Below are 19,474 nucleotides of genomic sequence, written 5' to 3' on the forward strand. Positions count from 1 at the left end.
ATCTAGAGTTTTCCCGAGCAACAAATTTCATGGTCATCGATGCGACCGGGTTCGCGCGGGCCGGCAGCGCCCTGGATGGCAAGATCGGCACAAAGCATTTGGCGCGCCTATGCCAGGATCTGCCCGAACCCCAGGACGGAGAAATCCGCTGGCAGGTGCGTGGCCGGTTCGATGCGCCGTCTGGACAGTCCTGGCTGGATGTCGAGGCCGACGGGCCGGTGCGGGTCATGTGCCAGCGCTGCCTGGAGGCCTTCAGCCTGACGCTGCGCGTGTCCAGCACGCTGGGCCTGGTGGAAACCCAGGCGCAACTGGAAGCCATGGATGCGCTCGAAGCCGAAGGCCAGGGCCCTGATATCGAATACCTCGTCGCCGACCCGCGACTGGACGTTCTGGGCCTGGTCGAGGACGAACTGATTTTGGTGCTGCCCTACGCGCCCCGCCACGAAGTGTGTCCGGGTGACGGGGATGTGCCGGAACCGCCTCGGCGGCCCTCGCCGTTCGCAGTCCTGGAACGGTTCGGGAAAGACTGAATTTTCATTCAACACACGGGCTCGTGCTTACCTTAAAATGAGCGGCCCCGATTCACAGGAGTCATCATGGCTGTCCAGCAAAACAAAAAGAGCCCGTCCAAGCGCGGCATGCATCGTTCGCACGATTTCCTCACGGCGCCCGCCACGGCCATCGAGCCGACCACCGGCGAACTGCACCTGCGCCACCACATCAGCCCGAACGGCACCTATCGCGGTCGCAAGGTCCTGAAGACCAAGAACGACGAATAAGCCATCTGCGCCACGGTTTTTCCACGCGCCGATGACCCATTCCAATCCGACCATCGCCATCGATTGCATGGGCGGTGACCATGGCCTGCCGGTCACCGTACCGGCAGCGATGGCGTTCGCCCAGGCGCACCCGGATACCCGGTGTCTGCTGGTCGGCGACGAGGCCCTGATTCGACAGGCTCTGCAGCAGAACGCGGCGTCCGCCGGCCAGTTCGAGATCCTGCACGCCTCCGAAGTCGTCACCATGCACGACTCGGTGGAAATCGCCCTGCGTCGCAAGAAAGATTCTTCGATGCGGGTGGCCGCCCAGGCCGTCAAGGACGGCCGTGCCGACGCTGCGGTGTCGGCCGGCAATACCGGCGCCTGGATGGCAATTTCCCGCTACGTGCTGAAGACGCTGGACGGCATCGATCGTCCGGCCATCGCCACGGCGCTGCCCAATCAAAAGGGCGGGGCGACCACGGTCCTGGACCTGGGCGCCAACGTGGATTGCACCGCTGAACACCTGCTGCAATTCGGCCTCATGGGGGCTGCGCTGGTGTCCGCCATGGACCAGCGCGCCCAGCCCTCGGTCGGCCTGCTGAACATCGGCGAAGAGCTCATCAAGGGCAACGAAGTCGTCAAGCAGGCGTCCGACCTGCTGCGCGGCAGCGGCCTGAACTTCTACGGCAACGTCGAAGGCGATGACATCTTCAAGGGCACGGTGGACGTGGTCGTCTGCGACGGCTTCGTCGGCAACGTGGTCCTGAAGTCCGTCGAGGGCCTGGCGCGCATGATCGGCTCCATGATGCGCGAGGAATTCCGCCGCAACGCCTTCACCATGACGGCGGGGCTGGTCGCCACGCCCGTCCTGCAGCGATTCCGCGCCCGCGTGGATAATCGCCGCTACAATGGGGCGGCCCTGCTGGGCCTGCGCGGCATCGTCATCAAAAGCCATGGCTCCGCCGATGCCTATGCCTATGGCCAGGCGCTGCAACGGGCCCGCGAGGCCGTGCTCAACGGGCTCCTCGAAGGCACCATCCAGCGTCTCGACGATTTGCGCGGTCGGCCGCCCGCTCCGGCAGCCTAGTCCCTCTCTTTCCGGAATTGATATGCCTTACGCCAGGATCACAGGAACGGGCAGTTATCTGCCTCCACGCGTCGTCAGCAACGATGATCTGGCCGCCGATCTGGCCACGCGCGGCATCGAGACGTCCGATGCCTGGATCACCGAGCGCACCGGCATCCGCCAGCGCCACATCGCCGACCCGGGCACCAAGACCAGCACGCTGGCCACGGCGGCCGCGCGCGCGGCTCTGGACAGCGCCGGCCTGACGGCCGACCAGCTCGATCTGATCATCGTCGCCACTTCCACGCCGGACTTCATCTTCCCCAGCACCGCCTGTCTGGTACAGGCCAATCTGGGCGTGGGCGGCGCTGCCGCCTTTGACGTCCAGGCCGTGTGCAGCGGCTTTGTCTACGCCCTGGCGACGGCGGACGCCTTCGTGCGCGCCGGTCGCGCGCGTCACGCCCTGGTCATCGGCGCCGAGGTCTTCTCCGGCATCCTCGACTGGAACGACCGCCGGACCTGCGTGCTGTTCGGCGACGGCGCCGGCGCCGTGGTGGTCAGCGCTTCCGACGAACCCGGGATCCTGGCCGCGCGATTGAACGCCGACGGGCGTCAGCAGCATATTCTGTGCGCCGCCGGCAACGTCGTGGACGGCCAGGTCACGGGCGATCCTTTCCTGCGCATGGACGGTCAGGCCGTGTTCAAGCTGGCCGTCAATTCCCTGACGCGCTCGGCGCACGAAGTCTGCGACGAGGCCGGCATCCAGGTGTCCGATTTGGACTGGATGGTGCCGCACCAGGCCAATATCCGCATCCTGAATTTCATCGGCCGCAAGCTCAACCTGCCCGAGGAAAAACTCGTCGTCACCCTGGATCAGCACGCCAATACCTCGGCGGCCAGCGTGCCGCTGGCGCTGGACGTCGCCTGGCGCGACGGCCGCATCCGCGCCGGCCAGACCGTGCTGCTGCAAGGGGTGGGCGGCGGCTTCACCTGGGGCTCCGTCCTCGTGAAAATCTGAAGACTACGACATGAAGATTGCATTTGTATTTCCGGGCCAGGGCTCGCAGACCGTGGGCATGATGGACGCCTGGGCGGACGACACCGGCGTCCAGGCCACGTTGCGCGAGGGCGACGCGGCGCTGGGCGAAGACCTGTCCGGTCTGATCGCCCGGGGTCCCGCCGAAACCCTGAACCTGACCACCCATACCCAGCCTGCCATGCTGCTGTGCTCCGTCGCGATGTATCGCGCCTGGCGGCAGGCCGGCGGCGCGGCCCCCGCCCTGGTGGCGGGCCACAGCCTGGGCGAATATTCCGCCCTGGTGGCGGCCGGTGCGCTGGACCTGGCTGACGCGGTGCGCACCGTGCGCGTGCGCGCCCAGGCCATGCAGTCCGCCGTGCCGGTGGGTGAGGGCGGCATGGCCGCCATCCTGGGGCTGGACGACGAGGCCGTGCGCCAGGCCTGCGCCCAGGCCGCCGAAGGCCAGATCGTCGAGGCCGTCAACTACAACGCCCCGGCCCAGGTCGTGATCGCCGGCCATACGGCGGCGGTCGAGCGCGCCTGCGAACGGGCGCGCGCCGCCGGCGCCAAGCGCGCCGTGTCGCTGCCGGTGTCGGCGCCTTTCCATTCGCGCCTGCTGGAGCCGGCCGCGGTCGTGCTGGCCGGCGCGCTGGCGGACGTGGCCCTGACGGCTCCGGCCATGCCCCTGATCAATAACGTCGATGTCGCCCGTCCGGCCGACCCGGCCGCCATCCGCGACGCGCTGGTGCGCCAGGCCTGGCACCCGGTCCGCTGGGTGGAGATCGTCCAGGCCATGAAGCAGGACGGCGTCACCCACCTCGTCGAATGCGGGCCGGGCAAGGTCCTGACCGGCCTGGTCAAGCGCATCGACCGCGAAATCAACACGTTCAACATCACCGATCCGGCGTCCCTGCAAGCGACGCTGGAAGCTCTGGGAGGCTGACATGTCGGAAGCTCTGCTGGCGGGCAAGATCGCCCTTGTGACGGGCGCTTCGCGCGGCATCGGCCGCGCCATCGCCCTGGAATTGGCGGCTGCGGGCGCCACGGTCGTCGGGACGGCCACGTCCGAGGCCGGCGCCCAGGCCATCACCGAAGCCCTGGCGCCGCAAGGCGGACGCGGCGCGGTACTGGAAGTCAATGACGCGGCGTCCTGCGACGCCCTGCTGGCCGAACTGGCCGGCCAGGGCGGGCCGCACATCCTGGTCAATAACGCCGGGATCACCCGCGACGGCCTGATTCTGCGCATGAAGGACGAAGACTGGGCCGCTGTGCTGGGCACCAATCTGTCGTCCGTGTTTCGTCTGTCGCGCGGTGTGGCCAAGATCATGATGAAGGCCCGCTGGGGCCGCATCATCAATATCACGTCCGTGGTGGGCTACAGCGGCAATCCCGGCCAGGCCAACTACGCGGCCGCCAAGGCCGGCGTGGCCGGCCTGTCGCGGTCCCTGGCGGCCGAACTGGGCAGCCGGGGCATCACCGTCAATTGCGTGGCCCCGGGCTTCATCGATACCGACATGACCCGTGCCCTGAACGAAACCCAGACGGCCGCCATCCTGGAGCAGATTCCCCTGGGCCGATTGGGTTCGGCGGCAGAGATCGCCCACGCGGTCGCCTACCTGGCCAGCCCCCAGGCCGGCTACGTAACAGGGACGACGTTGCACGTCAATGGTGGTATGTACATGTAGGGATCAAGAACGGAGCCGGCCCGTCTAAGGTAAAATCCGTTCAACCTCAGCAGGCAGGCCCGGTCGTGATCGTGTTTCCTTCACGGAAGCCGTCCGATGGCCGGGACTGTTTTTTTTGACATAAACCCGCAGCTCCGTTGGTCACATTGGCTATAATTCGCGGGATTTTTCCTTACTGGAGATATGCATGGAAAGCATCGAACAGCGCGTCAAGAAGATCGTCGCTGAGCAACTCGGCGTCAACGAAGCCGAGATCAAGAACGAATCTTCCTTCCTTGACGACCTCGGTGCCGACTCGCTCGATATGGTCGAGCTCGTGATGGCCCTCGAAGACGAATTCGAAACCGAAATCCCTGACGAGGAAGCCGAGAAGATCACGACGGTCCAACAAGCGGTCGACTACATCACCTCGCACAGCAAGCAGTAATCTTCACCAACCCTGTTGCGGCTTGCCGCGCCAGGGCTGGACGGCCTGTCGCACCAAGCCGGACAGGCGCCGGGGCGGTTCGTGGCGGGCACCATCGGCAGGCTGAAACAGCCTGCCGTATTTGGCCCGTCACGGGCCGCCCTTTTCATTTCTTTCTTTAGCTTCAGGAGCCGAGTCAGTGAAACGACGTGTCGTCATAACCGGATTGGGCATCGTTTCGCCCGTGGGCAACGATGTCCAAACCGCCTGGGACAACCTCATTCACGGTCGTTCGGGTATCGGCCGGGTGACGCGTTTCGACGCCTCGGTGCTCAACAGCCAGATCGCGGGCGAGGTCAAGGGCTTCAATGTGACCGACTACATGGGGTCCAAAGAAGCCAAGCAGATGGACTCCTTCATCCATTACGGCGTGGCCGCCGGCATCCAGGCCTGGCGTGATTCGGGGCTGGATATTTCCGCCGAGGACGCCGACCGCATCGGCACCATCATCGGCTCGGGCATCGGCGGCCTGCCGCGCATCGAAGAAACCCAGATCGAATACCTGGAGCGCGGCGCCCGGCGCATTTCGCCGTTCTTCGTGCCGGCCTCGCTGATCAATCTGATCTCGGGCCAGTTGTCCATCATGCTGGGCCTGAAAGGCCCCAGCTACGCCGTGGTCTCGGCCTGCACGACCGGTTTGCACTGCATCGGCGACGCCGCGCGCCTGATCGAATACGGCGACGCCGACATCATGGTGGCCGGCGGGGCCGAAAGCTCCGTCTCTCCCTTGGGCATGGGCGGCTTTGCCGCCATGCGCGCCTTGTCCACCCGCAACGACGATCCCGAGACCGCCTCGCGTCCCTGGGACCGTGACCGCGACGGCTTCGTCCTGGGCGAAGGCGCCGGCGTGCTGGTCCTGGAAGAGTACGAACATGCCCGCCGCCGTGGCGCGCGCATCTACGGCGAATTCCTGGGCTTCGGCATGAGCTCCGACGCGCACCACATCACCAGCCCGGACCAGGACGGCCCGCGCCGGGGCATCCTGCACGCGCTGCGCAACAGCGGTGTGAATCCGGACCAGATCAGCTACGTCAACGCGCACGGCACGTCCACTCCCCTGGGCGACAAGAACGAAACCGCGGCGCTCAAGCTGGCGTTCGGCGATCATGCGTACAAACTGGTGGTCAATTCCACCAAGTCCATGACCGGGCACTTGCTGGGCGCGGCGGGCGGTATCGAGGCGGTCTTCACGACCCTGGCGGTGCATCACCAGGTCTCGCCCCCGACCATCAATATCTTCAACCAGGATCCCGAATGCGACCTGGACTATTGCGCCAACCAGGCGCGCGACATGAAGATCGACGTGGCGCTGTCCAATTCCTTCGGTTTTGGCGGCACCAACGGCTCGATGCTGGTGGGGCGCCTCTGACCCCCCGGCCGAATCATGAGTGAGCGCGAGGTCGATCTCGCGCTGGTCGAGCGCGTCAGGCGTGGCGAGCGTCACGCCTTTGACCTGCTGGTGATCAAATACCAGCGCAAGATCATGCGGCTGCTGTCGCGCATGATCCACGATCCGGCCGAGATCGAGGACGTTGCCCAGGAGGCCTTCATCAAGGCCTACCGCGCCTTGCCCCAGTTCCGGGGCGAGAGCGCCTTCTACACCTGGCTTTACCGCATTGCCCTGAACACCGCCCGCAATTGGCAGGCGGCCAGTTTCCGCCGGCCTTCTACCGTGACGCCGCTGGAAAACGAGGACGGTGAAACTTTTGACCAGATTGACGGCCTAAGCGATCAGAGCACCCCTGAATCGTTGATGGCCAGCCGGCAGGTCGCCCAGGCCGTCAACGAGGCCATCGACGAACTGCCGGACGATTTGCGCGCCGCGATCGTGCTGCGGGAAATCGAAGGGATGAGTTATGAAGAAATCGCCAGCACCATGCAATGTCCCATCGGAACCGTCCGTTCGCGCATCTACCGCGCCCGCGAAGCCATCGCGGCCCGCCTGCGGCCGGTCATGGAACGGGACACGGATCGCCGCTGGTAAGGAGCCGTCATGAACGCCAAACCTGATTCCGCCGTGACAGAGCGTGCCTGGGAGGCCTCGGTGTCCTCCTGGGTGGACGGCGAGGCCGATCTGCGCTCCGAAGAACTCGACACCCCCTACGGGCGCCAGCTCTGGGACACCTACCACCTGATCGGCGACGTCATGCGCAGTCCGGACCTGGCGATCCGCCCGTCCGAACGCTTTTATGCGCGTGTGTCGGCTGCGCTCGACGCCGAGCCGGCCATCGTCGCGCCGTCGCCGCTGGCGCGACGCCACCTGGTGCGTAACAGCCTGTCGGGGCTGGCCGTCGCCGCGGCCGTGGCATCTGTCGTCTGGATGGCCCGTCCGTTCTTCCTGGCGCCGGACGCACCGCCCGCCGCCACGCCGGTCATGGCCCAGGCCGACGAATCCGACGCCGCCGATCCGGGGCTGGCCGACTACATGGCCGCGCACCAGTCGATGGCGGGCGCCGGCGCGGTGCGCCAGGCTTCCTTTGACGGGATGGGGGCGCGCTGATGCCGACCTGGGCGCGGGCCGGATGCCGGGCGGGCTTGTGCCTCGCCCTTGTGTGGACTGCTGCCGCAGGTGCGGCCGAAACCGATCTGACGGCCTTTCTGCGCCAGGTCCAGGAGGCCGCGCGCACCCTGGACTATGCCGGCGTCACCGTCTACCAGCAGGGCCGCACGCTGCAGGCCACGCACCTGGTGCACCAGGTTGACGGCACCGGCGAACGGGAACGCCAGGAAGTCCTGGACGGCACGCCCCAGGAATGCCTGCGGCAGAACGGCCTGGAACAGTGCCTGCTGCCGGAACACCGGCTGGTGATCACGCGGCCCGCGCACAGCGACCATTTCCCGGCGCTGCTGCTGGGCGAGGGCGCGACGATCGCCCAGCACTATGACTGGAAGCCGCTGGACCGCACGTATCGTGTGGCCGGCCGTGAATGCACCGTGTCCGAATTGCGGGCGCGCGACGCCCTGCGCTACAGCTACCGGATCTGCACAGACCCGAAGAACCATCTGCTGCTCAAGAGCCAGACCCTGGACGCCCAGGGCCGTCTGGTGGACCAGGTGGCCTTCAGCCGCGTCCACGTCGGCGCCGACGTGCCGCCGGGATCGCTGGCCTCGCGCTGGAACACGCGCGACTGGCGGCTGCAGACCGAATCCAGCCAGCCGGCCAATCTGGCCGCGCAGGGCTGGCGGTTCACCTTGCCCGCCGGATTCCAGCCCATCGCCGAATTGACGCGCCAGATGGGGCCCGGCCATACGGTCGATCAACTGGTGCTGTCCGACGGATTGGCAGCAATTTCGATCTTCATTGAAACCTTTGATCCGAAACGCGATCAAAGCATCAGACAGGGCGGCCTGCGACAGGGCGCGATCAGCGTCTACCGCATGCGGCTGGCTTCTTTCTGGCTGACCGCGGTCGGCGAGGTGCCGGCGCAGACCGTGCATGACTTGGCTCACGCGGTGCAATACCTGCCTCAGGCCGCCCACTGATCCTCATATCCTCCAAGGAGAACTCCATGGCTTTTCATCTGCCGTATACCGCCGTGGCGCGCGCGGCGGCGGGCGCCGCCGTCAGCCTGGCGCTGGCGACCACCCTGCCCATCAGCGCCGCCCAGGCGCAGGCGGTGGCCGCCCCCAGCGCCGCGCTGCCCGACTTCACCCAGGTGGTCGAGGCCACCGAGGGCTCGGTGGTCAACATCCGCACCACCGAGGCCGTGCCGGTGCGCCGTTCGCCCATGGGGCCGGGCGATGGTGATCCCTCTGACCTGTTCCGCTGGTTCTTCGGCCCGGACTTCATGCCGCCCGGCTTTGGCCAGCAGAATCCGCAGAATCCGCACGCCCGGCCCAAGCAGTCGCCCGCGCCGTCCCAGAGCGAGCGCACGGTGCCGCGCGGCATCGGTTCGGGCTTCGTGATCTCCGCCGACGGCTACATCCTGACGAACAACCACGTCGTGGATAATTCCAACGGCATCTTCGTCACCATGACCAACGGCAAGGAATACAAGGCCAAGGTCATCGGCACGGATGCGCGCACCGACATCGCCCTGATCAAGATCGAGGCCACCGACCTGAAGCCGCTGGAAATCGGCGATTCGGACAAGCTGCGCAAGGGCCAGTGGGTGCTGGCGATCGGTTCGCCCTTCGGGCTGGATTCGACCGTCACGGCCGGCATCGTCAGCGCGATCAACCGCGACACGGGCGACTACCTGCCGTTCATCCAGACCGACGTGGCCGTCAATCCCGGCAATTCCGGCGGTCCGCTGATCAATCTGCAGGGCCAGGTGGTCGGCATCAATTCCCAGATCGTCTCGCGCAGCGGCGGCTTCATGGGTATTTCCCTGGCCATCCCCATCGACGAGGTGATGCGTGTGGTCGAGCAGCTCAAGGCGCACGGCAAGGTCACGCGCGGACGCATCGGGGTGCAGATCACCGAGGTCCAGGACGAGGTCGCCAAGGCCCTGGGGCTGGACAAGGGCCAGGGGGCTCTGGTCAGCAGCGTCGAGGCCGGCGGCCCGGCCGCCAAGGCGGGCGTGCATCCGGGCGACGTGATCACGGCCTTCAACGGCCAGACCATCAAGCACATGACCGACCTGCCGCGTCTGGTGGGATCGACCAACCCGGGCGCCAGCGCCACGATTCAGGTCTGGCGCAAGGGCAAGTCGCTGGAACTGAAGACCACGGTGGCCGAACTCGACGACAAGGCCGCCACGGCCCAGAGCCCCGAGACCCCGTCTCCCAATGACACGGCCGACCGCCTGGGGCTGAAGGTCAAGGCCCTGCCGGCCGACGCCGGTGACCAGGGGGTGGTGGTCGATCAGGCCGAAGGCGCGGCAGCGGAAGCCGGGATCGAGCCGGGTGACGTGATCCTGCGGATCAACGACACCGACATCACCAGCCCGAAGCAGTACGCCCAGATCGTCAAGGGCCTGGACAAGTCCCGTCCGGCCGTGCTGCTGGTCAGCCGCGATCAGCAGTCCCAGTGGGTGATCATCAAGCCGCAATAATGCCGCAGCCCGTCTCCCCGGGAAAAAGCTAAAATACGGCCTGAACGAGAAGGGGACGCCCTGCGGCGTTCCCTTTTCAATTTTTCTTTCTGATCCTATGGACCATATCCGTAATTTTTCCATCATCGCGCACATCGACCACGGTAAATCGACGCTGGCCGACCGCTTGATCCAGCGTTGCGGGGGTCTGCAGGACCGCGAAATGGAAGCGCAGGTCCTGGATTCGATGGACATCGAGCGCGAACGCGGCATCACCATCAAGGCCCAGACGGCGGCGCTCAGCTACAAGGCGGCCGACGGCCGCGTCTACGCGCTGAACCTGATCGACACCCCGGGCCACGTGGACTTCTCCTACGAGGTCAGCCGTTCGCTGTCGGCCTGCGAGGGCGCGCTGCTGGTGGTCGATTCCACCCAGGGCGTCGAGGCCCAGACCGTGGCCAACTGCTACACCGCGATCGAACTGGGCGTCGAGGTCGTGCCGGTCCTGAACAAGATGGACCTGCCCTCGGCCGACCCGGACGCCGCCGCCACCGAGATCGAGGACGTGATCGGCATCGACGCCACCGACGCCATTCAGGCCAGCGCCAAGACCGGCCTGGGCATCGACGAAATCCTCGAGGCCGTCGTGGCCCGGGTGCCGCCCCCCAAGGGCGATCCGGCCGCGCCGCTGCAGGCCCTGATCATCGATTCCTGGTTCGACAACTACGTCGGCGTGGTGATGCTGGTGCGCATCGTCAACGGCAGCCTGCGGCCCAAGGACAAGATCCTGCTGATGGCGACCGGCGCCACCCATTTGTGCGAACAACTGGGCGTGTTCACGCCCAAGTCCCAGCCGCGCGATCAGTTGTCGGCCGGCGAGGTCGGTTTCATCATCGCCGGCATCAAGGAACTGGAGCACGCCAAGGTCGGCGACACCCTGACGCTGGCCGGCAAGCCCGCCGCCACGCCCCTGCCGGGCTTCAAAGAGGTCAAACCGCAGGTGTTCGCCGGGGTCTATCCGGTCGAATCCAGCGAATACGACCAATTGCGCGACTCCCTGGAAAAGCTGAAACTCAACGATTCCTCGCTGATGTTCGAACCCGAGGTCTCGCAGGCCCTGGGCTTCGGTTTCCGCTGCGGGTTCCTGGGACTGCTGCACATGGACATCGTCCAGGAGCGCCTGGAACGCGAATTCGACATGGACATCATCACCACCGCGCCGTCGGTGGTCTACGAGGTCCTGAACCGCGACGGCGAACTACTGAGGGTGGACAGCCCTTCGCGCATGCCCGAAGTCGGCCATATCCAGGAAATCCGCGAACCCATCATGACCGTGACGCTGTTCATGCCCCAGGAATACGTGGGGCCGGTCATGTCGCTGTGCACGACCAAGCGCGGCGTGCAACTGGACATGAGCTATCACGGCCGCCAGGTGCATCTGCGCTACGAGATCCCGCTGGCGGAAATCGTGCTGGACTTCTTCGACCGCCTGAAATCCGTGTCGCGCGGCTATGCGTCCATGGACTATGAGTTCAAAGAATACCGTGTGGCCGACGTGGTGCGTGTGGATCTGCTGATCAACGGCGACCGGGTCGATGCCCTGTCCATGATCGTGCACCGTGCCAACGCCCGGCCCCGGGGGCGGGACGTGGTCACGCGCATGCGCGGCCTGATCCCGCGCCAGATGTTCGACATCGCCATCCAGGCCGCCATCGGCGCCGAGGTCGTCGCCCGCGAAAACGTCAAGGCCCTGCGCAAGAATGTGCTGGCCAAGTGCTATGGCGGCGACATTTCGCGTAAAAAGAAGCTGCTTGAAAAGCAGAAGGCCGGCAAGAAACGCATGAAGCAGGTCGGCAACGTGGAAATTCCGCAAGAAGCCTTCCTGGCCGTGCTGCAGGTCGAAGACAAATAAGAAAGGACACCGCATGAGCTGGGATTTCGCCTTGTTGCTGTTCGTTGCGCTGGTCGTGACGGGCCTGGTCTGGCTGCTGGACGTCTGCGTGCTGCGCGGCCGGCGCCGCGCCCGCGCCGAGGCGGCCGCGCAGGCCTGCCGCAACAACGCCGCCGGACTGGATCCGGCCGCCCTGCAGGTCGAATGCGATCAGGCCTACGAGCGGGCCAACCACCCGTCCTGGTGGGTGGAATACTGCGTCAGCTTCTTCCCGGTGATCCTGTTCGTGTTCGTGCTGCGCTCCTTCGTGGTCGAGCCTTTCCGGATTCCGTCGGGCTCCATGCTGCCGACGCTGGAAAACGGCGACCTGATCCTGGTGAACAAGTACGAATACGGCATCCGCCTGCCGGTGGTCGATCGCAAGATTCTGGACCTGGGCTCGCCCAAGCGCGGCGACGTGGTGGTCTTCCGTTATCCGGTCGATCCTTCGGTGGACTACATCAAGCGGGTGGTCGGCGAGCCGGGTGACGTGATCGAATACCGGGACAAGGTCCTGTCGATCAACGGCACGCCGGTGCCGCGCAGCCGCGAAGGCGATTACTACGAACCCGACCGCGCGTCCTATGTGGGGCAGTACCAGGAGCAATTAGGCGACGTGGCGCACCGTATCCTGCTGAACGCCCAGATGCCGCAGAGCCTGATGCCGATCACGCGCTTTCCGGATTTCCAGGCCTGCACCTATCTGCCTGACGGCGTGCGCTGCACGGTGCCGGCCGGGCATTACTTCATGATGGGCGACAACCGCGACAACAGCCTGGACAGCCGCTACTGGGGTTTCGTGCCGGATCGCAACATCGTCGGGCGCGCCTTCTTCATCTGGATGAACTTCGGTTCGCCCAGCCGGATCGGCGGGTTCAAGTAATGGCTTCCCTGGATTCCCTGCAGTCCGCCCTGGACTACCGGTTTCGGGATCGGGGCCTGCTGGAACAGGCCCTGACCCACCGCAGCCACGGCATGCCGCACAACGAGCGCCTGGAGTTCCTGGGGGATTCGGTGCTGAATTTCGTCGTCTCCACGCTGCTGTTCGCCGAACACGCCGAAATGGACGAAGGCGATCTGTCGCGGGTGCGCTCGAACCTGGTCAAGCAGTCCGCCCTGGCCGACATCGCCCAGACGCTGTCCTTGTCGACCCATCTGCGCCTGGGCGAGGGTGAATTGAAAAGCGGCGGTTTCCGCCGGCCCTCGATCCTGGCCGATGCGCTCGAAGCCATCTTCGGCGCCATCTACCTGGACGGCGGATTTCCCGAGATCAGCCGCGTCATCGAACGCCAGTACCGGCCGATTCTGTCGCATATCGATCTGCGGACCTTCGGCAAGGACCCCAAGACGCTGCTGCAGGAGCTCGTCCAGGGCCGCGGCCATCCCCTGCCGCACTACGAAGTCCTGGCCACCCGGGGGGCGGCGCACGACCAGATGTTCGACGTGGTCTGCGAAATCGCGCCGCTCGGCATCCGGGTGCAGGCTTCCGGCAGCAGCCGGCGGGCGGCCGAGCAGGCCGCTGCCGGTCAGGCGATCATGGCCATCGAATCGCTGGGGCCGGCGCGCCGGTCGGCGCGCCGCCGCAAGTCGGCCCAGCTCTCCCTGCCCGTGGCCGTGGCGCAGGACACGCCCCAGGACCCGACTCAGGACAAGAAATGAACGCTCCCAGCCCCAGCCGTTGCGGTTTCGTCGCCATCGTGGGTCGTCCCAATGTGGGCAAGTCCACCCTGGGCAATGCCCTGGTCGGGGCCAAGCTGTCCATCGTCTCGCGCAAGGCTCAGACCACCCGCCACCGCATCCATGGCGTGCTGACGCGCGACCAGGACCAGTTCGTCTTCGTCGATACGCCCGGCTTCCAGACGCGGCATGGCGGCGCCATGAACCGCATGATGAACCGGGTGGTGACCCAGGCCCTGGCTGAGGTCGACGTCGTGGTCCACGTGGTCGAGGCCGGGAAATGGTCGGCGGGCGACGCCGGCGTGGTGCCGCTGCTGCCCAGGAATCGTCCGGTCATCCTGGCGGTCAACAAGGTCGATGCGATCAAGGACAAGAACGCGATGTTCGCCTACGTGTCGCGCCTGATGGAAGAATTCCCCTACGCGGCCGTCGTGCCGGTCAGTGCGTTGCGCGACGTGCAGCTGGATACGCTGCTGCAGGAGATCGGCCGCTACCTGCCCGAAGGTGAACACCTGTTCGAGGCCGACACCCTGACGGACCGGCCGATGCGCTTTCTGGCGGCTGAACTGATCCGGGAAAAGATCTTCCGCCTGGTGGGCGACGAGCTGCCCTACGGCTGCACCGTGGTCATCGAGCAGTGGGAAGAAAACGACGAGGGCGCGCGCATCGCCGCCTGCGTCGTGATCGAACGCGACAGCCACCGGCCCATCCTGCTGGGGGCGGGCGGCCAGCACATGAAGCGCATCGCCACCGAGGCCCGCCAGGACATCGTCAAGCTGCTCGAAAAGCCGGTCTTCCTCGACGTCTACATCAAGGTCCGCAAGGGCTGGTCGGACCGCGAGGCGGCCCTGCGAGACCTGGGCTATGAGTAAACGCAGCCAGCGCATCCAGGATGCGCGTGGTTACGTGCTGCACGCCAACCCCTGGCGTGAAACTTCTCTCATCATCCAGGCCTTTACCCGCGACCACGGCTGCGTCGCCCTGGTGGCCAAGGGCGCCAAGCGCCCGTATTCGGCGCTGCGCCCGGTGTTGGTCGGTTTCCAGCCGCTGTGGCTGTCCTGGACCGGCTCGGCCGAAGTCCATACCTTGACCCGCGCCGAGTCCGGCCCGGTACGCCTGCTCGACGGCCGGGCCATGATGTCGGGCTGGTACATGAACGAGCTGATCCTGCGCCTGCTGGCGCGCGAAGACCCGCACCCGGGCGTGTTCGACGCCTACGAGACCGCGCTGGACGTGCTGGCCGGGGCGCGCGGCCGCCCCCACGCCGCCGTGCTGCGCCGCTTCGAGTGGCTGCTGCTGGAGCAGGCCGGCTACGGCCTGGATGCCCCGATGCCGGATTTCGACCAGGCGGGCGCCGAGCCGGGACTGCGCCAGGCGCTGCGGGAGCGTCTGGACGAGCTGCTGGACGCACCCCTGCGCACCCGCCAGGTGTTGATGGATTTGCAGCGTTATTGAAATCAGCTTGAAAAAATGAAAAAAGGCATCCTCCTGTCGGTGGCGTCTTCGGTGCTGTTCGCAGCGATGTATTACTACGCGACGCTGATGCAGCCTTTCGACGGCGACATTGTGTTCGCTTGGCGGGTCCTGATGGGACTGCCGATGCTGGCGCTGGTGGTGCAGCGGGCGCGCGGCTGGGGGGCGGTGCGCCAGGCCGCCCGGGACTTTTCCCGGGGGAAGTTCCTGGCGGCCATGATTGTGTGTTCGCTTCTGCTGGGACTGCAGTTGTGGGTGTTCGTGTGGGCGCCGCTGCACGGCCATGCGCTGAACGTGTCCATGGGTTATTTCCTGCTGCCGCTGGTGATGGTGCTGGTGGGGCGGCTGTTCTATCGCGAACAGCTCAGCACCTGGCAGACCTGGGCGGTCGCCTTTGCCGCGCTGGGCGTCGGGCATGAGTGGTGGCGGCTGGGGACGGTGTCCTGGACCACGCTGCTGGTCGCCTTGGGCTATCCGCCGTACTTCATGCTGCGCCGCCGTTTGCGGGTCGATGCGCTGACCAGCTTGTGGTTCGACATGTTCTTCCTGCTGCCGGCGGCCATCGTGATCCTGCAGGCCCAGGCGGCCGAGGCCGTGCGCCTGTTCGCCGCCCATCCGCGCCTGATCCTGCAAGTCCCCGTGCTGGGTCTGCTGAGCGCGGTGTCGTTGTCGATGTACCTGGCGGCCAGCCGGCTCCTGCCCCTGACCCTGTTCGGGCTGCTGAGCTATGTGGAGCCCGTGCTGCTGTTCTGGGTGGCGTTCCTGTTGATGGGCGAGCCCGTGGCGCCGGCGCAGTGGCTGACCTACATCCCGATCTGGATCGCGGTGGGGCTGGTGGCGGCGGAAGGGGCGAGGAAGTTGACGGTGAAGGCTGCGTCAACGGGCGGCTGAGGGCTGCCGGGACTTCTGTGCACCGGGAGCCGGGCCGGCTGCGTCCTCGTGTGAGGGCAGGGCGCTCATCACCTCATGCAAGCGTTGAACCGTGGCAGAGAGCATGTCGCGCCGCGCGGTCAGTGATAACGATAGGCATTGACGCGCCCCCTCATCTTTCAAAGGAATGAATCGGACGTGGGCTCGCGTATGCTTGCGCGTAATCGCAGGTACGAGGGCGATACCCATGCCGCTGGCGACCAGGCCAACGAGTGTCTGAACCTGGATGGCCTCCTGGCTGATCCGGGGTGTGAATCCAGCCGAATGGCATAGCCCTAGTGCGACGCTATGCAGACCTGGGGTTCTGAAGGAGCCGAAAAGTACGAACTCTTCCGATTCGCAATCCCTCAGTTCGATGGATTCCAGATCGGCGTAGCGATGATGCTCCGGGACGGCAAGAATCAGGTCGTCGCGTTCGATCACCCATGTTTTGAGATTGGCGGATTGCGCAATGGGGCCTCGCACGATACCCGCGTCGAGCTCGTGGGCTTCGATGCGCCTGATGATCTCCCACGTGCTGTCCTCACTGAGTTCGAACTGTATCTGGGGGTACTGGAGGCGAAATGTGTTCAGGGTAGCCGGTAAAAGCTCATGGATTGCAGAGTTGACGAATCCGAGTCGTAGAGAGCCCACGTCACCTGAGATCACCCCCTTGGCCAAGCGGCAGGCGTTTTCGGCATGAAAGATTGCTGAGCGGGCCTCCTGGAGCATGGCCTCTCCCGCCGGCGTCAGCGCGGCACCTCGGGCGCCTCGCTGAAGCAGTGTGACGCCAATCTGCTCCTCCATCTTCTTGATGGACACCGATAAGGCAGGTTGTGCCATGAACAACCTGTTGGCGGCACGCCGGAAGTTGCGTTCCTCGGCCAGAACGATCAGCTGCTGAAGTTGCCTCAGTGTCACAGTCATAACATTCCACTATCAAACGATGAAAGAAAAATATTAGACGATTATCAGAGCACATTGCTAGTATTCGCTGATGTCGTTGGGTTATGCGCGTTTGAGGGGCAGGGCTCCCGTATCCGCCAATCTGATTCAGGCATTAATCGTTTGGCTACCAATAAATTTTATTTGCTGGCAATGGAGGAATTATGTATATCGCGATCGTGCAGATACCTGGAATCAGCAGGACCAAGGAAAAGGCCATGGCGGACGCCGGGACCACAATAGAGAAATTCTCCAAAGTCGATGGGCTGTTGAAAAAATACTTCCTCAATGGTGACGCGGGCGGCGGTGGAGTCTATATCTGGGAGTCGAAGGAAGCCGCCGACAAGTGGTATACGAAAGCCTGGGAGGAGGCGAATGTCAAGCGGTTTGGGGTGAAACCTGTCCTGACTTGCTACGATAATTATGTGTTCTTGGATAATCAGAACGGAAAAGTGAGTTTTGACGGCTTGGTTCAAGATATTGCTTAATAATAAATAATCAGTGGAGGTTACAAATGATGTTCAAAAAAACGACGGTCGCCGTCATGTCTCTCTGCGCAAGCGGAGTTGTTTATGCCGCAGATGACACGCTCAATATCGGTGTCATTGCGACCATCTCCGGGGCAGGTGCGGGCTGGGGGCAAGCCGTCCAGCATGGCGCAGAACTGGCAGCCAAAGAAGTAAATGAGGCGGGGGGCCTGGATGTCAGCGGAAAAAAATACAAGGTCAATGTCATTACGTATGATGACAAGTACCAGGCGGGAGAGGCAGTGACTGCCGTGAATCGCCTGGTTCACCAGGATAAGGTGAAATTTATTGTCGGACCCGTGGGGTCGGCGGCAGCAGTCGCCATCAAACCGGTGACGGAGAAGAATGGGGTTGTAATGTCCACGATGGCGTTCAGTGAAAAGATATTGAACGCGCAGTCTCCGTATACGTTCAGGGCCAATGTCACGACTGTGGAATTTGCCCAGGCCCAGATAAACTGGGTGGCCAAGAAGCATGGGATCAAGAAGATCGGCTCTTTTTTCCCCAATGATGAAACCGGGCTGCAAGTGTCGAAGGACGTGGAAAAAGCCTACGGCAATGCCGGTGTGGAACTGGTTGGCAAGGAGTTTTATGAACGCGATCGGGTCGACTTCGTGCCGCTGTTGACAAGACTGATGGGTCTGGATGTGGATGCCATCGAGCTGAACATCAACGCCCCTTCTTCTGCGGGTTTGATCGTCAAGCAGGCCAGGGATTTGGGCTTTGAAGGCTTGTTCATCAGAACAGGCGGCCCTGCCACGCAGGAAATCGTCAATGTCGCCGGGAAGGAATCAGCCGAAGGGATTTTAGTCCATACATTGGTTGATCCGGATTATGCACTGACGAAAGCCTATATCGAACTGCATAAAGCGAACTATGCGCAGGCGATGAACGGATTCAGTCCTTCGTTCTATGACACGACCCGCATGATTTTCGAGGCGATCCGCCAGGCGCAAACAATTGAGGATACCCAGGCGGTCGTTGGGAAATTGGAAAATATCAAGGATTTTGATGGTGCGGCCGGGAAACTATCCTGGACAGGAAAGAGCACCTATGGAATCGACCATCAGATCAGTACGCCATTCTATGTGGCCGAGGTTGTGAACGGCCAGGAAGTCATTCGTGCGAAATGCACGATCAGCGGTGGCTGCCTGGATAATTAGAGAAGACTATGTTTAGTGAGACAATAGTTATCCAGGCTATTGTAAACGGGATCGTCATCGGCAGTTTATACCTGCTGATGGCGATCGGGTTTACCGTGGTATTCGGCTTGATGCGGATCGTCAATTTTTCGCATGCCGAGTTTTACATGCTCGGCGCATTCTTGTGCTTTGTAGGCATTGCATATTTTAAATTGCCGTTCGTTGTGGTGGCGGTGGCGGCCTTCCTTCTTGCATTGGTTTTTGGTAGTTTGACGGAACTGTCGATCTTGAAGCGGATGCGAGGGGATGAGCTCAGCGGCATGATCACGACCATCGGTATCGGCATGATCCTGCAAAGCGTGGCACTGATCATTTTTGGTCCGGATCCATTGGCTGTCCCCAGCGTCGCAAAGGGAATTGTGCGCATAGGCGGTGCGGTGTTGCCTAAAGCACGAGTCTATGCAGGGCTTTTTTCTCTGCTCGTCCTGCTGACGATGTATGTGTTTTTCCATCACACCAGATATGGCAGGGCATTGAGGGCCGTCGTGCAAGACAGGGAAGCTGCTCAGATACAAGGGATCAATACAGGTATCTATTATCCATTGGGCTTTGGCATTGGAGTAGGGTTGGCCGCATTGGCGGGGGCTTTGATGGCGCCTATTTTTTCCGTTTATCCCACAGTCGGCTTTGGCCCCATGGTCAAGTCGTTCATCGTGGTGATCGTCGGTGGTCTGGGTTCCATTCCAGGCGCCGCTATCGCTGCGATGATTCTGGGAATCAGTGAGAGCCTGTCCGGAACATTCATGAAATCAAGCTATGCCGAAATGTCGTTGTTTGTATTTGTGATCGGCCTTCTGGTTCTGCGTCCGCAAGGGCTTTTTGGCGAAAAGAGTTGAAAT

22 protein-coding genes are annotated in these 19,474 nt (G+C 63.8%); 21 read left to right on the plus strand and 1 reads right to left on the minus strand.

The genetic code is table 11. From position 1 onward, the window contains the following. Positions 1-29 precede the first annotated feature (29 nt). The 18 genes from ACFO0J_RS09420 (at position 30) to rarD (ending at position 15,943) form a co-directional block, all read left to right on the plus strand. The gene (locus tag ACFO0J_RS09420) at positions 30-530 is read left to right on the plus strand and encodes a YceD family protein (RefSeq protein ID WP_376812809.1); all 501 of its coding nucleotides are present in this window, start codon (positions 30-32) and stop codon (positions 528-530) included. A gap of 66 nt (positions 531-596) precedes the next feature. After that, entirely contained in the window at positions 597-779 is a 183-nt protein-coding gene (rpmF, locus tag ACFO0J_RS09425) for a 50S ribosomal protein L32 (RefSeq protein ID WP_376812810.1), read from the plus strand. Between the two features lie 31 nt (positions 780-810). Continuing rightward, the gene (gene plsX / locus ACFO0J_RS09430) at positions 811-1,848 is read left to right on the plus strand and encodes a phosphate acyltransferase PlsX (protein ID WP_376812811.1); all 1,038 of its coding nucleotides are present in this window, start codon (positions 811-813) and stop codon (positions 1,846-1,848) included. Positions 1,849-1,870: 22 nt separating this feature from the next. Next, on the plus strand, positions 1,871-2,845 hold the full coding sequence (locus ACFO0J_RS09435) for a beta-ketoacyl-ACP synthase III (RefSeq protein ID WP_376812812.1): 975 nt from the start codon (positions 1,871-1,873) through the stop codon (positions 2,843-2,845). 10 nt (positions 2,846-2,855) lie between these two features. Beyond that, complete coding sequence (gene fabD / locus ACFO0J_RS09440) at positions 2,856-3,788, plus strand: ACP S-malonyltransferase (RefSeq protein ID WP_376812813.1); 933 nt, start codon at positions 2,856-2,858, stop codon at positions 3,786-3,788. A 1-nt stretch (position 3,789) separates the two neighbouring features. Beyond that, the gene (fabG, locus tag ACFO0J_RS09445) at positions 3,790-4,530 is read left to right on the plus strand and encodes a 3-oxoacyl-ACP reductase FabG (RefSeq protein ID WP_376812814.1); all 741 of its coding nucleotides are present in this window, start codon (positions 3,790-3,792) and stop codon (positions 4,528-4,530) included. Between the two features lie 187 nt (positions 4,531-4,717). Next, positions 4,718-4,957, plus strand: coding sequence for an acyl carrier protein (acpP, locus tag ACFO0J_RS09450; protein WP_043680887.1), 240 nt, complete (start codon positions 4,718-4,720; stop codon positions 4,955-4,957). Between the two features lie 178 nt (positions 4,958-5,135). Next, entirely contained in the window at positions 5,136-6,365 is a 1,230-nt protein-coding gene (gene fabF, locus ACFO0J_RS09455) for a beta-ketoacyl-ACP synthase II (RefSeq protein WP_376812815.1), read from the plus strand. A gap of 15 nt (positions 6,366-6,380) precedes the next feature. Next, positions 6,381-6,980: an RNA polymerase sigma factor RpoE gene (gene rpoE / locus ACFO0J_RS09460; protein WP_376812816.1), complete on the plus strand. Its 600-nt coding sequence runs from the start codon at positions 6,381-6,383 to the stop codon at positions 6,978-6,980. Between the two features lie 9 nt (positions 6,981-6,989). Further along, positions 6,990-7,496, plus strand: a complete 507-nt coding sequence (locus ACFO0J_RS09465) for a sigma-E factor negative regulatory protein (protein ID WP_376812817.1) — start codon at positions 6,990-6,992, stop codon at positions 7,494-7,496. A 35-nt stretch (positions 7,497-7,531) separates the two neighbouring features. Further along, positions 7,532-8,479: a MucB/RseB C-terminal domain-containing protein gene (locus ACFO0J_RS09470; RefSeq protein ID WP_376812818.1), complete on the plus strand. Its 948-nt coding sequence runs from the start codon at positions 7,532-7,534 to the stop codon at positions 8,477-8,479. A 26-nt stretch (positions 8,480-8,505) separates the two neighbouring features. Continuing rightward, positions 8,506-9,993, plus strand: coding sequence for a Do family serine endopeptidase (locus ACFO0J_RS09475; protein ID WP_376812819.1), 1,488 nt, complete (start codon positions 8,506-8,508; stop codon positions 9,991-9,993). 97 nt (positions 9,994-10,090) lie between these two features. After that, positions 10,091-11,884 carry a translation elongation factor 4 gene (gene lepA, locus ACFO0J_RS09480; protein WP_376812820.1) on the plus strand — a complete coding sequence of 598 codons (1,794 nt, stop codon included), beginning with the start codon at positions 10,091-10,093 and terminating at the stop codon, positions 11,882-11,884. Between the two features lie 13 nt (positions 11,885-11,897). Next, positions 11,898-12,785, plus strand: a complete 888-nt coding sequence (gene lepB / locus ACFO0J_RS09485) for a signal peptidase I (protein ID WP_376812821.1) — start codon at positions 11,898-11,900, stop codon at positions 12,783-12,785. Beyond that, on the plus strand, positions 12,785-13,561 hold the full coding sequence (gene rnc / locus ACFO0J_RS09490) for a ribonuclease III (RefSeq protein ID WP_376812822.1): 777 nt from the start codon (positions 12,785-12,787) through the stop codon (positions 13,559-13,561). Before lepB ends, rnc begins: the two co-directional genes overlap by 1 nt. Next, complete coding sequence (gene era / locus ACFO0J_RS09495) at positions 13,558-14,451, plus strand: GTPase Era (RefSeq protein WP_376812823.1); 894 nt, start codon at positions 13,558-13,560, stop codon at positions 14,449-14,451. Before rnc ends, era begins: the two co-directional genes overlap by 4 nt. Continuing rightward, entirely contained in the window at positions 14,444-15,034 is a 591-nt protein-coding gene (gene recO, locus ACFO0J_RS09500; RefSeq protein WP_376812824.1) for a DNA repair protein RecO, read from the plus strand. The genes era and recO overlap by 8 nt, the downstream gene beginning before the upstream one ends. Before the next feature lie 15 nt (positions 15,035-15,049). After that, on the plus strand, positions 15,050-15,943 hold the full coding sequence (gene rarD, locus ACFO0J_RS09505; protein ID WP_376812825.1) for an EamA family transporter RarD: 894 nt from the start codon (positions 15,050-15,052) through the stop codon (positions 15,941-15,943). On the opposite strand, the gene ACFO0J_RS09510 is transcribed toward rarD, so the two are convergent. Further along, a complete protein-coding gene (locus ACFO0J_RS09510) occupies positions 15,929-16,888 on the minus strand; it encodes a LysR family transcriptional regulator (protein ID WP_376812826.1) in 960 nt (319 codons plus the stop codon). The two genes, rarD and ACFO0J_RS09510, sit on opposite strands and share 15 nt — an antisense overlap. Before the next feature lie 182 nt (positions 16,889-17,070). Here ACFO0J_RS09510 and ACFO0J_RS09515 point away from each other — a divergent pair, with 182 nt between their 5' ends. From ACFO0J_RS09515 to ACFO0J_RS09525, 3 genes are read left to right on the plus strand one after another with little or no spacing between them, the layout of a single operon-like run. Continuing rightward, the gene (locus ACFO0J_RS09515) at positions 17,071-17,394 is read left to right on the plus strand and encodes a hypothetical protein (RefSeq protein WP_376812827.1); all 324 of its coding nucleotides are present in this window, start codon (positions 17,071-17,073) and stop codon (positions 17,392-17,394) included. Positions 17,395-17,420: 26 nt separating this feature from the next. Continuing rightward, positions 17,421-18,596, plus strand: a complete 1,176-nt coding sequence (locus ACFO0J_RS09520) for an ABC transporter substrate-binding protein (RefSeq protein WP_376812828.1) — start codon at positions 17,421-17,423, stop codon at positions 18,594-18,596. 8 nt (positions 18,597-18,604) lie between these two features. Continuing rightward, positions 18,605-19,471, plus strand: a complete 867-nt coding sequence (locus tag ACFO0J_RS09525) for a branched-chain amino acid ABC transporter permease (protein WP_376812829.1) — start codon at positions 18,605-18,607, stop codon at positions 19,469-19,471. The last annotated feature ends 3 nt before the right edge of the window (positions 19,472-19,474 follow it).

This window comes from Castellaniella hirudinis, assembly GCF_042651965.1.
Lineage (GTDB): Bacteria > Pseudomonadota > Gammaproteobacteria > Burkholderiales > Burkholderiaceae_B > Castellaniella > Castellaniella hirudinis.